Source organism: Candidatus Dadabacteria bacterium (assembly GCA_026705445.1).
Taxonomy (GTDB): Bacteria; Desulfobacterota_D; UBA1144; order Nemesobacterales; family Nemesobacteraceae; genus Nemesobacter.
Genome location: JAPPAR010000019.1, coordinates 206,180 through 219,339, shown reverse-complemented (window position 1 = coordinate 219,339; position 13,160 = coordinate 206,180). Strand labels below are relative to the sequence as shown.

At 52.7% G+C, this 13,160-nt stretch carries 12 protein-coding genes and 1 rRNA gene; 6 read left to right on the top strand and 7 right to left on the bottom strand.

What is annotated here, in order from left to right; all coding sequences use genetic code 11:
* The 4 genes from OXG75_04970 to OXG75_04955 form a co-directional block, all read right to left on the bottom strand.
* Nucleotides 1-1,535 (bottom strand): 16S ribosomal RNA (locus OXG75_04970).
* A 467-nt stretch (nucleotides 1,536-2,002) separates the two neighbouring features.
* On the bottom strand, nucleotides 2,003-2,299 hold the full coding sequence (locus OXG75_04965; GenBank protein ID MCY3625328.1) for a hypothetical protein: 297 nt from the start codon (nucleotides 2,297-2,299) through the stop codon (nucleotides 2,003-2,005).
* Nucleotides 2,300-2,809, bottom strand: coding sequence for a hypothetical protein (locus tag OXG75_04960; protein MCY3625327.1), 510 nt, complete (start codon nucleotides 2,807-2,809; stop codon nucleotides 2,300-2,302).
* Between the two features lie 51 nt (nucleotides 2,810-2,860).
* Nucleotides 2,861-3,247 carry a type II toxin-antitoxin system HicB family antitoxin gene (locus OXG75_04955; GenBank protein ID MCY3625326.1) on the bottom strand — a complete coding sequence of 129 codons (387 nt, stop codon included), beginning with the start codon at nucleotides 3,245-3,247 and terminating at the stop codon, nucleotides 2,861-2,863.
* A 445-nt stretch (nucleotides 3,248-3,692) separates the two neighbouring features.
* Between OXG75_04955 and cysS the strand changes: the two genes are divergently transcribed.
* Nucleotides 3,693-5,138 carry a cysteine--tRNA ligase gene (gene cysS / locus OXG75_04950; GenBank protein ID MCY3625325.1) on the top strand — a complete coding sequence of 482 codons (1,446 nt, stop codon included), beginning with the start codon at nucleotides 3,693-3,695 and terminating at the stop codon, nucleotides 5,136-5,138.
* Here cysS and OXG75_04945 read toward each other — a convergent pair.
* Entirely contained in the window at nucleotides 5,135-6,121 is a 987-nt protein-coding gene (locus OXG75_04945) for a radical SAM protein (GenBank protein ID MCY3625324.1), read from the bottom strand. The two genes, cysS and OXG75_04945, sit on opposite strands and share 4 nt — an antisense overlap.
* 83 nt (nucleotides 6,122-6,204) lie before the next feature.
* On the opposite strand from OXG75_04945, the gene OXG75_04940 reads away from it, so the two are divergent.
* From OXG75_04940 to cimA, 5 genes are read left to right on the top strand one after another with little or no spacing between them, the layout of a single operon-like run.
* The gene (locus tag OXG75_04940; GenBank protein ID MCY3625323.1) at nucleotides 6,205-6,486 is read left to right on the top strand and encodes a hypothetical protein; all 282 of its coding nucleotides are present in this window, start codon (nucleotides 6,205-6,207) and stop codon (nucleotides 6,484-6,486) included.
* A gap of 30 nt (nucleotides 6,487-6,516) precedes the next feature.
* Nucleotides 6,517-8,073 (top strand): NAD(P)H-hydrate dehydratase, encoded by a 1,557-nt coding sequence (locus tag OXG75_04935; protein ID MCY3625322.1) that lies wholly within the window; start codon nucleotides 6,517-6,519, stop codon nucleotides 8,071-8,073.
* A gap of 5 nt (nucleotides 8,074-8,078) precedes the next feature.
* Nucleotides 8,079-8,573: a tRNA (adenosine(37)-N6)-threonylcarbamoyltransferase complex ATPase subunit type 1 TsaE gene (gene tsaE / locus OXG75_04930; protein ID MCY3625321.1), complete on the top strand. Its 495-nt coding sequence runs from the start codon at nucleotides 8,079-8,081 to the stop codon at nucleotides 8,571-8,573.
* A complete protein-coding gene (locus OXG75_04925; GenBank protein MCY3625320.1) occupies nucleotides 8,516-9,754 on the top strand; it encodes an aspartate kinase in 1,239 nt (412 codons plus the stop codon). Before tsaE ends, OXG75_04925 begins: the two co-directional genes overlap by 58 nt.
* Nucleotides 9,747-11,339, top strand: a complete 1,593-nt coding sequence (gene cimA, locus OXG75_04920; protein ID MCY3625319.1) for a citramalate synthase — start codon at nucleotides 9,747-9,749, stop codon at nucleotides 11,337-11,339. The genes OXG75_04925 and cimA overlap by 8 nt, the downstream gene beginning before the upstream one ends.
* Here the strand turns inward: cimA and OXG75_04915 are convergent.
* Nucleotides 11,336-12,298, bottom strand: coding sequence for a rhodanese-related sulfurtransferase (locus OXG75_04915; protein MCY3625318.1), 963 nt, complete (start codon nucleotides 12,296-12,298; stop codon nucleotides 11,336-11,338). The two genes, cimA and OXG75_04915, sit on opposite strands and share 4 nt — an antisense overlap.
* The gene (locus OXG75_04910; GenBank protein MCY3625317.1) at nucleotides 12,291-13,154 is read right to left on the bottom strand and encodes a hypothetical protein; all 864 of its coding nucleotides are present in this window, start codon (nucleotides 13,152-13,154) and stop codon (nucleotides 12,291-12,293) included. Before OXG75_04910 ends, OXG75_04915 begins: the two co-directional genes overlap by 8 nt.
* Between the last annotated feature and the right edge of the window lie 6 nt (nucleotides 13,155-13,160).

Below are 13,160 nucleotides of genomic sequence, written 5' to 3'. Positions count from 1 at the left end.
GAGGTGATCCAGCCGCAGGTTCCCCTACGGCTACCTTGTTACGACTTCACCCCAATTACCAGCCCTACCTTAGGAACTTGCCTCCCGAAGGTTAGCACAGCTACTTCGGGCAGAACCGACTTTCGTGGTGTGACGGGCGGTGTGTGCAAGGCCCGGGAACGTATTCACCGTGGCAATGCTGATCCACGATTACTAGCGATTCCAACTTCATGCAGGCGAGTTGCAGCCTGCAATCTGAACTGAGACTAGCTTTGATGGGATTGGCTCACCCTCGCGAGTTTGCGACCCATTGTACTAGCCATTGTAGCACGTGTGTAGCCCAAGACGTAAGGGCCATGATGACTTGACGTCGTCCCCACCTTCCTCCGGCTTGTCGCTGGCAGTCTCTTCAGAGTGCCCACCCGAAGTGATGGCAACTAAAGATAGGGGTTGCGCTCGTTACCGGACTTAACCGGACACCTCACGGCACGAGCTGACGACAGCCATGCAGCACCTGTGATAACTGTTCCGGGCAAGCCCGGAACCACCACATACTTTCGTATAGGCTTAAGTTAACATGTCAAGTCTTGGTAAGGTTTTTCGCTTAGCATCGAATTAAACCACGTGCTCCACCGCTTGTGCGGGCCCCCGCCAATTCCTTTGAGTTTCAGCCTTGCGACCGTACTCCCCAGGCGGGATGCTTAATGCGTTAACTACGGCAGGGAGAATTAAATTCCCCCTACCTAGCATCCATCGTTTAGGGCGTGGACTACCCGGGTATCTAATCCGGTTTGCTACCCACGCTTTCGTCCCTGAGCGTCAGTACCAAGCCAGTTGGCCGCCTTCGCCTCTGGTGTTCCTCCCGATATCTATGCATTTCACCGCTACACCGGGAATTCCGCCAACCTCTCTTGGACTCTAGTCAGGCAGTTTTGGATGCAATTCCAAGGTTAAGCCTTGAGCTTTCACAACCAACTTGCCTGACAGCCTGCGGACCCTTTACGCCCAGTAATTCCGAGCAACGCTTGCCCCCTCCGTATTACCGCGGCTGCTGGCACGGAGTTAGCCGGGGCTTCCTCTGGAGGTACCGTCAAGACACAAGTGTCCCATCGTCCCTCCTGACAGAGGTTTACAACCCGAAGGCCTTCATCCCTCACGCGGCATCGCTGGGTCAGGCTTTCGCCCATTGCCCAATATTCCCCACTGCTGCCTCCCGTAGGAGTCAGGGCCGTGTCTCAGTCCCCATGTGGCCGTTCACCCGCTAAGGCCGGCTACCCGTCTTAGGCTTGGTAAGCCTTTACCTTACCAACTACCTGATGGGGCGTGGACTCATCCAAAGGCGATAAATCTTTTACCGCTGTATCCTTGGATACTGTGGTCTTATCCGGTATTAGCCCCGATTTCTCGGGGTTGTCCCAGACCCTAGGGTAGATTATCCACGTTGTACTCACCCGTTCGCCGCTTTACTCGCGACCGAAGTCACTTTCTCGCTCGACTTGCATGTGTTAGGCGTGCCGCCAGCGTTCGCTCTGAGCCAGGATCAAACTCTTCATAAGAATTTAAAAGAATTTACGGATACTGCTCTAGTTCGCCCGCTATCATCTGCTATTAAATTTTCAAAGATCAAGTTATCAAAATGGGTAGAGTATAGTACTCACCCACCGGAAATTGTCAATTTAAAAAGAACAAGAAAAACAAAACAACTTCAAACAAAAAAATGAAGGTGAGCCATCATACTAACGGACGGTTTTGCTTTGGCAAGGGTTTGGCGGAAATTTATTTTCGAAAGCCAAAAAGAGACGTTCCGGTTCTTTTTCACATTGCCCGGCGATTCCTCACCCAAGGTACATTTCCATGTGGAACTATCCGCAGCGAGGGATTTTTCGGGGTATCTGCTGTAAAGATCATCCAATGATATTCCGTCCGCGAGATAATCGTAGTATTCGTCTGGTACGCTTCCTAAAGGAAATTCTCGTAAAAATGCCTGAGTCCGAGGGTGTAGAGTACGCGTATTCTTCTGTTTTCAATGGATATGGCTGTTCTGAAGGCATATTTGCCACTGTCGGAAGGACATATCCCGGGTGATCGCATACCGCTTCACTCCGCCGTAGGTGGATACGTCCTTCACCAGTCCGTACTTCTCAAGCAGGGAAAGAGTCGTGTAGAACCGCCGCACCCTAGAGCGTCCACCCGTCCTGGAATCGAACTCTCCGTCCAAGCGTATAATTTCGATTCCCGCAGGGTACTCCCCCCGCTCGTTCTCTTTCTGAATCGCTTCCAGAAAGCGGTATGATCGGGCCTGCGTGTTCCAGATTCTCATTTACTTGTCCTTGTAACCGGCGGGGGAGAGTCTCCCCATTTCCTTGCCGGTATAAACGTCGTAGATTTTTATGTTCATACTCCATTTCTCCCTTTTGGGGAAAGCCATAAGGCAGTCTCGATAGATAGCCAAGACTGTTGCCACTGCCTGTTTGTCCCCCAGCGGCAAAATGTTCCATTTTTCGGGGGAAATATATCCGCCCTCGTAATCAGGGTCGCTTGGAGAAACGGTCTCGGATGTTGTATCGTAAACTATCCCCTCTTCTCGAAGTTCTCTTTGAAAGCCTAACACTCTCAGGTTCCTAGCCTTCAGTGCTTTTTCTGTTAACGTTTTCCCTAACCCCATTCCCGGCCCGCAGGAGTCAGGGTTTGCCTGTAAAGCCGCATTATGGGCTTTCTCCATGCACTGCCACCAAGCGTAAAGGTCTTTGCCTGCGTCAGGGCAATCGTTTCCTGCCCCCGCAACATGCGGGGAGAAAAACAAAAATGCAACTACAAAAATCAGTTTCAATAGCATTTTTCACCTTCTACAAAATTCCTCTGGTGTTGTATTTTTGAAAGATCACCCACCCATCTGGGCGATACGCCGCGTCATCCACTCCACAAACTTAGTCCGCGTCATGCCACGGCGGCGCGCTTCGCCGTCAATATAAGCTAGAACTCCCTCATCCAGCATAAAATTGGCACGTATGCTATGCCCTGAAAGACGGACAAGCGGTATCGAAACGAGCGCACTGCCGGCAGGAGTTTCAACTTCTTCGATCAAACTCGGAGAGATAAGCTCATCTCCGGTTTTTTCCGTCTCAATTACGTAGCCCCGAAGTGCTTCTTCGGCGTTTAACAACGCCTCGTCCACGGTTGATCCCATTGCTACAACGCCGGGAATATCCGGAAACGAAACACCGTAGGCTCCTTTTTCTCCGTCAATCAACGCGGGATATCTAACCATAACCGTATCCTATCCAAATATATTATCAGTCCATCCACCCTGCTTTCTTCGCTATGGAGCGGACAACACCCGGAGACACTTTTCTGTGTCGTGGCAAAGTAATGATTCCTTGAATGCTAGGGTGTTTATAGACATCGTGACCAGAACCATGACGTGCCAGATACCATCCATCTTTTTGCAGCCTGCGCCTGATCCGGTCAGTTCGAGTTTCCATACAATTATTTTCATCACTTAATCGTGCATATATATGTACAAAACTTACGATAATGTCAAACGGATGTTCTCTAAAAGCAAAAAGGTTTTAGCTTCAAGAGAGTGCAGAACAATGCCGGTTTCAAACTTCTCAAAAGCAACTCGTCTCTTGAATTTAAGAAACGAATACGTAGAATTTTCCTTTCAAAAATACCGAGGGATGGGGAAACCCCGCTGCGATCTCCCCGAAAACATGCAGAAAAAACCTCCCAGAATAAAAATCTACAATTCTCTTTCGCAGAAAAAAGAAGATCTCATTCCCTTTGAGGGAGACAAAATCCGTATGTATGTCTGTGGTCCCACGGTGTATGACTCCGCTCATCTGGGACACGCCCGCTCGGCGGTATCTTTTGACGTGATACAGAGATTTCTCAGATACACCGGCTACGACGTGCTGTTCGCGAGGAACTACACCGACATAGACGACAAGATAATAACCCGTTCAAACCAGGAAGGTGTAAGCTGCGATGAGATATCCGAGAAGTACATAAAGGAATACAGAGAGGACATGGCTTCGATAGGGGTTGAGACTCCAGACGTCGAGCCCCGGGTAACCGAGCATCTGGAGCAGATAATAGCGCTCATAGAGAAGATAATGGAAAAGGGCTTCGCTTACCGCTCGGGCAACAACGTCTTTTTCTCCGTAAGAAAATTCCCGGACTACGGAAAGCTCTCCTGCAGGTCGCTTGATCACATGCTTGAAGGCGTGAGAATAGACGTAAACGAGGAAAAGGAAGACCCCCTTGATTTCGCGCTCTGGAAGGAATCAAAACCCGGCGAGCCTGCCTGGAAAAGCCCGTGGGGAGACGGAAGGCCCGGATGGCACATAGAGTGCTCCGTTATGAGCATGGAGTATCTGGGAACGAATTTCGAGATACACGGAGGGGGAAAAGACCTCATCTTCCCGCACCACGAAAACGAGATAGCCCAGTCAGAGGCCGCCTCCGGAGAGCCGTTTGCAAAGTACTGGCTTCATAACGGCCTGATAAGAATAAACAAGGAGAAGATGTCAAAGTCCCTGGGGAACTTCTTCACGCTTTCTGAGGCAACAAAGAGATGGTCCCCGGAGGCCATAAGGCTCTTCTTCCTCTCGCACCACTACCAGAACCCGGCCGATTTCTCGGAAAAAAGCATGCATGACAGCGAGGCGGCGCTTGAGAGGATTTACCTTGCCCTGCTGAGAGCCGCAGAGGCGCGGGAAGCCAAGGGCTCTGACCCCGCACTTGAAAGTTCGATCCGGAAATTCGAGGAGGATTTTCACTCCTCGATGAGCGACAACTTCAATACTGCCGACGTGGTGGGAAGCCTTTTTGATCTGATACGCTCGATTAACAGGTCGCTTGACTCGGTGGGAAAGACTCAAAGCGCGACTCTCGCGCTTGAGAAGATAAAGGAGATATGCGGAGTGCTCGGAGTGCTCTCCGAGGAACCGGCCGAGTACATGGAGAAAAGAAAGTCCACCGCCAACCTCTCAGACATAGGCCCCTTTGAGATAGAGAAACTTATAGAGGAGAGAAACTCGGCCAGAGAAGAAAAGAACTGGAAAAAGGCCGATGAAATAAGGGACTACCTAAGTTCCAAGGGAATCGTGCTTGAAGACCGCCCGGGCGGCACCGACTGGAAAGCGCAGAGAACCTAGATATAGATTCCCATGTATTCCATGGCCCTCTTGACGTTCGCCGGGCTCTGGGTCTCACCCCTGCAGCTGTACCAGCAGGAAGTGCACTTGGTTTTTTCGTAAAGATCCGGTCTGTATTCGCTGTAGTGGGCAGCCACGGGCATTTCCGAGCAGCGTTTCAGGTGCCCGCTTGGGGTAACGTGTATCTGATTGATGCCGGCCAGACAGTCGGGGACGCTCCCCCTCTCGAAATAGCCCGGGATTTCCCTCAGGTAGTACTCGGTTGAGAGTATCGTTCCCTTCCACTTCTTTCGAAGCGCGATCAGTTCCTCTACAAGGTCACTTACCTTCGAGAGAGCTTCCCTTTTCACGAAGTGGTCTTCGTTGTTGGTTTTCATGACCGAGTAGGAACTGAAGGATATGGCTATGCCCCACTCCCTGGCTTTCTTCGCTATCTCGATCACCTCGTCGAGATTGTCTTCCATTATTATGGTGTTAAGCACGAGGCTTTTGTCGGGAAACCGCTCCGCCAGTTCGGGCAGGGTTTCTGACAGCTTTTTCCAGAGACCCGGAATGCCTCTGTATGTGTCGTGCTTTTCGCCCGGAAAATCAAGGGAAACGGCTATCTGATCCATCCCCGCGTCGAAGAGCTCTTCAGTTTTGTCCTCGGTAAGGAAATCTCCCTTGGTGACCATGGAAGTGAAAATGAATATGGAGCATCCCTTTATCTGTCTCACGATATCGGGAAGATCCTTCCTGATCATAGGCTCCCCGCCCGTGATAACCGTGACGAGGGGGTTTATTTTCTTTATTACGGGAGTGTAGTCAGAAAGACGCTCTTCGTGTTTTGTCTGCCAGTAGTCGCAGAAATCGCAGCGGGCGTTGCAAAGCTTTGTTATCTCAAGATTGAGGAGTTTCGGCCTTCCGGTGGCCTTTATGTAGAAATATTTTAATGTGCCGTTTAGGGCCTGTCTTGGATGTATCATAAACTCTATCCTTCCCATTTATTATAAATTATCCGTGTGATTTACCAAACACTTACGCAAAACTGTATAATTAATGAAGAAACCAAGGGGAGGTAAAGCACTTGTCGGTAAAAACAATAGAAGTTGAAATCTACCAGTGTGATCACGTAAGTCCCGGAGGGGAGCAGTGCGAACTTTCGGGAGAAAGAAACCAGATCAAGCAGTGCGTCAGGTGCGGAATGGATATCTGCAGTCGCCACTACCAGCTGATCACGGTTAACCGAAGCGGCAGTACCCTTCTTTCCTATTATTTCTGCTTTGATCACGCCGAGGAATTTATCAGCGCGCATATAGAAAACCTCGGAGATACAAGACCCACCGGAGCAGGCGGTATGGGGAAATAGGCAAATCCGGGGGACCAGTCCCAGAGAACCATGAAACTCTCGACCAAGCAGATCTCAAGGGAAATAGACCGAAGGACGATTGAGGAATTCGGAGTTCCGGGCGTCGTGCTGATGGAGAACGCCGGAAGAGCCGTGGCGTCGGTCATCCTCGCCGAGTGTCCCTCCGCAAAGAAGATGGCGGTTATCTGCGGCGCCGGAAACAACGCCGGGGACGGTTTCGTAATCGCGCGCCATCTTATTTCCTCGGGAAAGGAAATAAGCGTCCACATCACAGAGAAAAAGGAACGCTACAGAGGTGATGCGAAAACGAACCTCGACTCGCTTCTCGAGATCGAAGCCGACGTAAGGGAGCTCGGCGGAAAGCTTCCCAGGATAAAGGATACGGAAGTCATAGTCGACGCCATCTTCGGTACCGGGCTCGACAGGAAGGTGGAAGGATTTTACGAGAAACTCATAAAATTCATAAACCGCCAGAGCGCCCGGCGCATTTCCGTCGATATACCCTCGGGACTTGACGCCGATACGGGGCGCCCTCTCGGGGCAGCGGTGCAGGCCGACGTTACCGTCACATTCGCCCCGGCTAAACTCGGGATGTGCATTCACCCGGGAGTGGATTACTCGGGAAAACTCTGCGTAACGGACATAACAATCCCCAAGACGCTTTGGGAGGATCTTCCCCTTGAACTTCTCACGTTTCAAAAATGTCGGGGCCTCATTAAAAAAAGGGCCGCCGATTCACACAAGGGAACCTACGGACATCTTCTCGTGCTTGCAGGTTCTCCGGGAAAAAGCGGGGCTGCGGTCCTCTCTGCTGAGGCAGCCCTTCGCGCCGGAAGCGGACTCGTAACCCTAGGGGTTCCAAAAAGCATATCCCCGGCTGTTGAGGAAAAGACAACCGAGGTAATGTCCGTTTCGCTTAAGGACTCAAAGGACGGAACCTTCCATCCCGACGCCTACGAAGAGGTGCTCCGGGAACTTGAAGGCAAAAAGACGGCGCTTGCCGTCGGCCCCGGGATATCGACCTCCAAAAGCGCAGGGAAGTTTCTTGAGAAGGTGATAACCCAGTGCGAAGTGCCGGTCACGCTCGATGCCGACGCTCTTAACATAATTTCAAAGAACCCCGAGATTCTAAGGAAAACGAAAATTCCCGCGATAACAACCCCGCACCCAGGGGAAATGGCAAGACTCTGCGGCGTAAGAACAAAACAGGTGCAGGATGACCGCGTCGGGATCTCGACCCGTTTTTCCGAAAAATACGGCTGCTACGTCGTTCTTAAGGGAGCGAGAACGGTCGTCTCCACCCCCGGCGGGGAGGTGTTCATAAACCCGACCGGAAATTCCGCCATGGCCACGGCCGGAACCGGAGACGTGCTTACGGGAATAATCGGGGGACTCGCGGCCCAGGGATACGACCCCCTTCAGTCCTGCCTGCTCGGCGTCTTCCTCCACGGCCACGCGGCCGACCTTCTTTTAGATGAAACGGGCACCGCGGGCTTTACCGCCTCTGAAATATCGCGTAAAATCCCCGCTTCAAGAAATTCCGTCATCTCATCCACGGAAGAAAGGCATTTCGCCACGGTAAGATAGTTCCCATGGACCCCGCATTCCTACTAGAAGTAAGCAAACCCGAGCAGACTATGCTTTGCGGCGAGATAATGGGGAAACTCATACCCCGGGGCTCCGTAGTGGGACTCACGGGAGATCTCGGGGCGGGAAAAACGGTTTTTGCCAAGGGCCTTGCCCGCGGCCTGGGAATAGAGGAGGAACCCAACAGCCCCACATTCGTCATAATGAACTGCTACGAAGGCAGCGTGCCTCTTTTTCACTTCGATGTCTACAGACTGTCTGGCGGGGCGGAGTTCGAGGATACGGGCTATGAGGAATTTTTCTACGGAGACGGAGTTTCCGTCGTGGAATGGGCGGACAAGGTGCGGGATGTATTACCGGGAAACGCTGTTATAATTGATATCCAATTCCCGCCCCGAGGGGATGAGGAATCGAGAACAATAAAGGTTGCAGGTAAGGGAAAATGGCTCTTGTCGTTCAGAAATACGGCGGAACAAGCGTTGCTAGCATCGAGAAAATAAGGCGCGTAGCCGAGCACATCGTAGCAACGAAAAAGAAGAAAAACGACGTGATAGCGGTGGTTTCCGCCATGGCTGGGGAAACCGACAGGCTGGTCGGCCTCGCAAAAGAGATAATGGATCCTCCCGATGAAAGGGAGTTTGACGTTATAACCTCAAGCGGGGAGCAGGTATCCTCCGGCCTCGTGGCGATGACTATAAAATCGCTCGGGCAGGACGCGATATCTTTCCAGGGACACCAGATAAGGATCACCACCGACAACATTTACTCCAAGGCGAAGATAAAATCGATTGACGACAGGAACATCCGTGTCGCCCTGGGTGAAAAGAAAGCGGTCGTAGTAGCGGGATTCCAGGGAGTCGACGAGAACGGGAATCTTACCACGCTCGGGCGCGGAGGCTCCGACCTGACCGCGGTGGCGCTCGCGGCCGTGATGGGAGCCGACGCGTGCGAACTCTACAAGGATGACGTGGACGGGGTATACACCACGGATCCCGGGGTCTGTCCCGACGCGAGAAAACTCAACTGTATCTCCTATGACGAGATGCTCGAGATGGCGTCCTTGGGCTCCAAGGTGCTTCAGGCCCGCGCGGTGGAATTTGCAAAAAAATTTAAAGTGCCTATACATGTTAAGTCAACTCCGAGTCCCGAGGACGAAGGAACGTGGGTCTTGGATGAGGAAAAAGTTATGAAATCCATGGAAGAAGTTCTGGTATCGGGAGTCTCTTACGACAGGGATCAGGCTAAGATCACCGTGACCCAGGTGCCCGATCAGCCCGGCATAGCGGCCAAGCTCTTCTCGTCGCTAGCGGACAATAACATCGTGGTCGACATGATCGTTCAGAACGTGAGCACGGAAGGGTTTACCGACCTCACGTTCACCGTGCCCAAGTCGGATTTCAAGAAATCAATAGAACTCTCTGAGAAGATGGCCCGGGAGCTAGGGGGAAAGCAGGTGCTCTCCGACAACCTTATCTCCAAGGTCTCCCTGGTGGGATTGGGGATGAAGACCCACTCCGGAGTGGCTTCGCGCATGTTCAAGACCCTTGCAAACGAGGGAATTAACATTATGATGATAAGCACTTCGGAAATAAAAATCTCCTGCGTGCTTGAGGAAAAAGACACGGAGACCGCAGTAAGAACTCTTCACAACGCCTTTAATCTTGGAAAAACCGATGAGTAATTCGAGAACCGTTGAGATATACGACGTGACCCTGCGTGACGGAACCCAGGGGGAAAACATATCCTTTTCCATACACGACAAGATCCGGATAACGCAAAGACTGGATGACCTCGGGGTGCATTACATCGAGGGCGGATGGCCCGGCTCTAACGAGAGGGACAAGGGGTATTTTGAGGAAGCGAAGAAACTTGGGCTTAAAAACGCGAGCGTCGCGGCTTTCGGAAGCACAAGACGCGCAAGGAAAAGCTGCGAGGAAGACGCTAGCATACAGGCGCTTCTGGAGGCCGAAACCCCGGTCGTGACGATCGTCGGGAAAAGCTGGGACTTCCAAGTCACAGAAGCTCTCAAAATAGGGCTTGAAGAGAACCTCGAGCTCGTACACGACTCGATCAAGTACCTGAAACGCCACGTGGACAAGGTGTTTTTTGACGCCGAGCATTTTTTTGACGGCTGGAAGAGAAACTCCGAGTACTCGGCGAAGGTTCTTGAGACCGCCTACGGGGCGGGAGTCGACACGGTCGTTTTATGTGACACAAACGGCGGCTCCATGCCTTGGGACGTCGAGGGCGCCATAAGGGAAGTTAACGGCATGTTCGATAACCCGAGCCTGGGAATACACACCCATAACGACAGCGAAGTCGGGGTCGCTAACACCCTTTACGCCGTAAGGGAGGGAGCGTCCCAGGTCCAGGGAACCATGAACGGCTACGGGGAGCGGTGCGGAAACGCCAATCTCTGCGCCATAATACCGAATATCGCCCTGAAGCTCGGGATGGATTCCATCTCCGCAGAGAACCTGAAAAAACTCTATTCCGTGTCCCACTTCATTCATGAGCTCACCAATCTTGCACCTCTTAAGAAACAGGCATTTGTCGGTGAGAGTGCCTTCGCTCACAAAGGGGGAATACACGTAAGCGCCGTAATGAAGAATTCAGACACCTACGAGCACGTAGAGCCCCAGAGCGTCGGCAACAGGAGGCGGGTGCTGGTCTCTGACCTCTCCGGACGGGCCAACATAGCCTACAAGGCCCAGGAACTGGGAGTGGAAATAGACCCCAAGGACGAAAGAATCCTCGAGATACTGAACGAACTTAAGGTTCTGGAGAACCAGGGTTACGAGTTCGAAGGGGCGGACGCGTCCTTTGAACTGCTGGTGAGAAAAACCCTCGGAACATACAAAAAGCGGTTTTACCTGAAAAACACCCGGACACTGGTCGAAAAACGGGAAGGTGACGAGGAGCCGCTCTCGGAGGCCACCGCGGAAGTCCGGGTAAACGGCGTCACGGAATATACAGTGGCAAGGGGAACCGGCCCCGTAAGTGCGATAGACAGGGCGCTTCGGAAATCGCTTGAGAAATTCTTCCCGAGTCTTAAGACCCTGAGGCTGTTCGATTACAGGGTGAGGGTAGTGTCGAGGTCGGGCGGTACCGACTCCGTGGTAAGGGTGCTTGTGGAATCGGGAGACGGGGAGAAGAGATGGAGCACGGTGGGGGTTTCCGACAACATAGTGGAAGCGAGCTGGAAAGCTCTTGTCGACAGCATAGACTACAAGATCTTAAAGGACGAGCTCGAAGCCCGAGATTAACCCTGCGCCCGTTTCGCGCTCCCTCTTTTTATTACGGCCCCGAGATGTTTGCGGTTTTTCTCTCTGGCAAGCCTCATCTGCTTCTGTCTTTCCTCAAGCGATGAAATCCTCTCTGGAGTAAGCTTTGCGTGGCAGCGGGGGCACGATATTCCCTCACGGAACTCCTCGGATTCCCTGTCCTCCGGAGATACGGGGGCCCTGCAGTTTCTGCACGTGCTCCAGATTCCCCTAGAAAGGTCGTGGCCGACCGAGGTGCGGTCGTCAAACACGAAACACTCCCCTTCCCAGAGGCTCTGCTCGCGCGGAACCCGCTCGAGGTAGGAAAGCACCCCTCCTTCAAGCTGATACACCCGCTGAAATCCCCGCTCGAGAAGATAGGATGTCGCTTTCTCGCACCTTATCCCGCCCGTGCAGAACATCGCAACCTCCTTGTGCTCCGCGGGGTCGAGGTTTTTCCTCACGTACTCGGGAAACTCCCTGAAGTGCTCCGTCTCGGGATTCACGGCGCCCCTGAAGGTTCCGACGCGGTTTTCGTAATCGTTTCTTGTGTCTATAAGGAGCACGTCGGAGCGGCTTATAAGCTCGTTCCACTGCTCGGGCGGTATGCGCTGCCCCGAGAGACGCTGCGGCTTTATGCCGCTTACGCCCATGGGGACCAATTCCTTCTTGAATTTCACCTTAAGCCGGTGAAACGGGCTTTTCTTGTTGTAACTAAGCTTGTACCGCGCGCCCGAGAGCCTGGTGTCGCTCTCAAGATGGGCAATAAGCCCGTCTATGCCCTCCCGGGGACCCGCCACGGTGGCGTTTATTCCCTCAGAAGCGAGAATGAAGGTGCCGTTTATGCCGTTTTCCCCGCAAAGCGAGAGCAGGGAGTTCTTTATTTCGAAAAGGCCGTCAAGATCAACGAACTTGTAGAAGGAAAGGACGGCAATGTTGCGGCTGTCGATCTGCTTATTCATCCGCCCCTGCCCCGCTCAGGCTCTCCCACTTTGAGAGGTAAACCAGAAGGTGCCGTCGCCTTTCGGGGCTCTCGGCCTCCTGCCTTATCATATGGCGAAGCAGCCGCTGCTCCTCCGCGTACTGCTCTGAATCGAAGTGTCCGATCGAGTGGGCCATCCTGAGCCAAAGAAGATATGTAGTAAGAGCGTCGCACTCGTTATAGGCGACTATCTCGTCAAGCCTTCCCTCAAGCCACATCGGAGCAACCTGCTTTCCATCCACCCCCTCCATCTTGCCCGGGATTCCGCTCACAACCGATATTTCGTGAAGAGACGGGGTGCCTTTCCCCCAGGCGCTTACGCAACGCATCAAATCGACGTTCCAGTCGCTTCCGCGGGCAAAAAAATCGGCTCCTTCCCAAGGCCTGTTAGGTCTCTGCGTGAAAAAACCACCCTGGAGTCCGTGCTTGATCATTCTCTGGGCAAGAATCGGTATGTCGGAACCCGAGGAGTTATATCCCACGAGCTGCGGGTGGTGCTTGTCGAGAATCCTGAAAAAGTCTTCTATGATTCTTCTCTCCGAGCAATCCTCTTCAGAGGTCGGAATCGACGGAATCGAGTGAAGCTTGAGCCTTGAAGCCGTTCCGTCTCTCTCTGCTTCCCGGAAGACCATCGAGATGGAAACTATTTTCGAGAGGACCGTCTTGAGAAACGGCATCGGCTCTTCCTCGGTCGCCCCGCCCTGCTGCCACATGAACTCGATCACCTCGCGATCGGACATATCCTCTGGAAGTCCGTACGCGGCCTTTCCCGACTCGGGGTCGGGAACCCACTCTATGTCAAAAGCTAGAACCCGGGATTTTACGTCTCTGAACATGCGCCT

What these genes read in the sequence shown, in the direction of transcription:
- OXG75_04965 (MCY3625328.1), bottom strand. Translation starts at nt 2,299, where the DNA reads ATGAGAATCTGGAACACGCAGGCCCGATCATACCGCTTTCTGGAAGCG.
- OXG75_04955 (MCY3625326.1), bottom strand. Translation starts at nt 3,247, where the DNA reads ATGGTTAGATATCCCGCGTTGATTGACGGAGAAAAAGGAGCCTACGGT.
- cysS (MCY3625325.1), top strand. Translation starts at nt 3,693, where the DNA reads ATGCAGAAAAAACCTCCCAGAATAAAAATCTACAATTCTCTTTCGCAG.
- OXG75_04945 (MCY3625324.1), bottom strand. Translation starts at nt 6,121, where the DNA reads ATGGGAAGGATAGAGTTTATGATACATCCAAGACAGGCCCTAAACGGC.
- OXG75_04935 (MCY3625322.1), top strand. Translation starts at nt 6,517, where the DNA reads ATGAAACTCTCGACCAAGCAGATCTCAAGGGAAATAGACCGAAGGACG.
- tsaE (MCY3625321.1), top strand. Translation starts at nt 8,079, where the DNA reads ATGGACCCCGCATTCCTACTAGAAGTAAGCAAACCCGAGCAGACTATG.
- OXG75_04925 (MCY3625320.1), top strand. Translation starts at nt 8,516, where the DNA reads ATGGCTCTTGTCGTTCAGAAATACGGCGGAACAAGCGTTGCTAGCATC.
- cimA (MCY3625319.1), top strand. Translation starts at nt 9,747, where the DNA reads ATGAGTAATTCGAGAACCGTTGAGATATACGACGTGACCCTGCGTGAC.
- OXG75_04915 (MCY3625318.1), bottom strand. Translation starts at nt 12,298, where the DNA reads ATGAATAAGCAGATCGACAGCCGCAACATTGCCGTCCTTTCCTTCTAC.
- OXG75_04910 (MCY3625317.1), bottom strand. Translation starts at nt 13,154, where the DNA reads ATGTTCAGAGACGTAAAATCCCGGGTTCTAGCTTTTGACATAGAGTGG.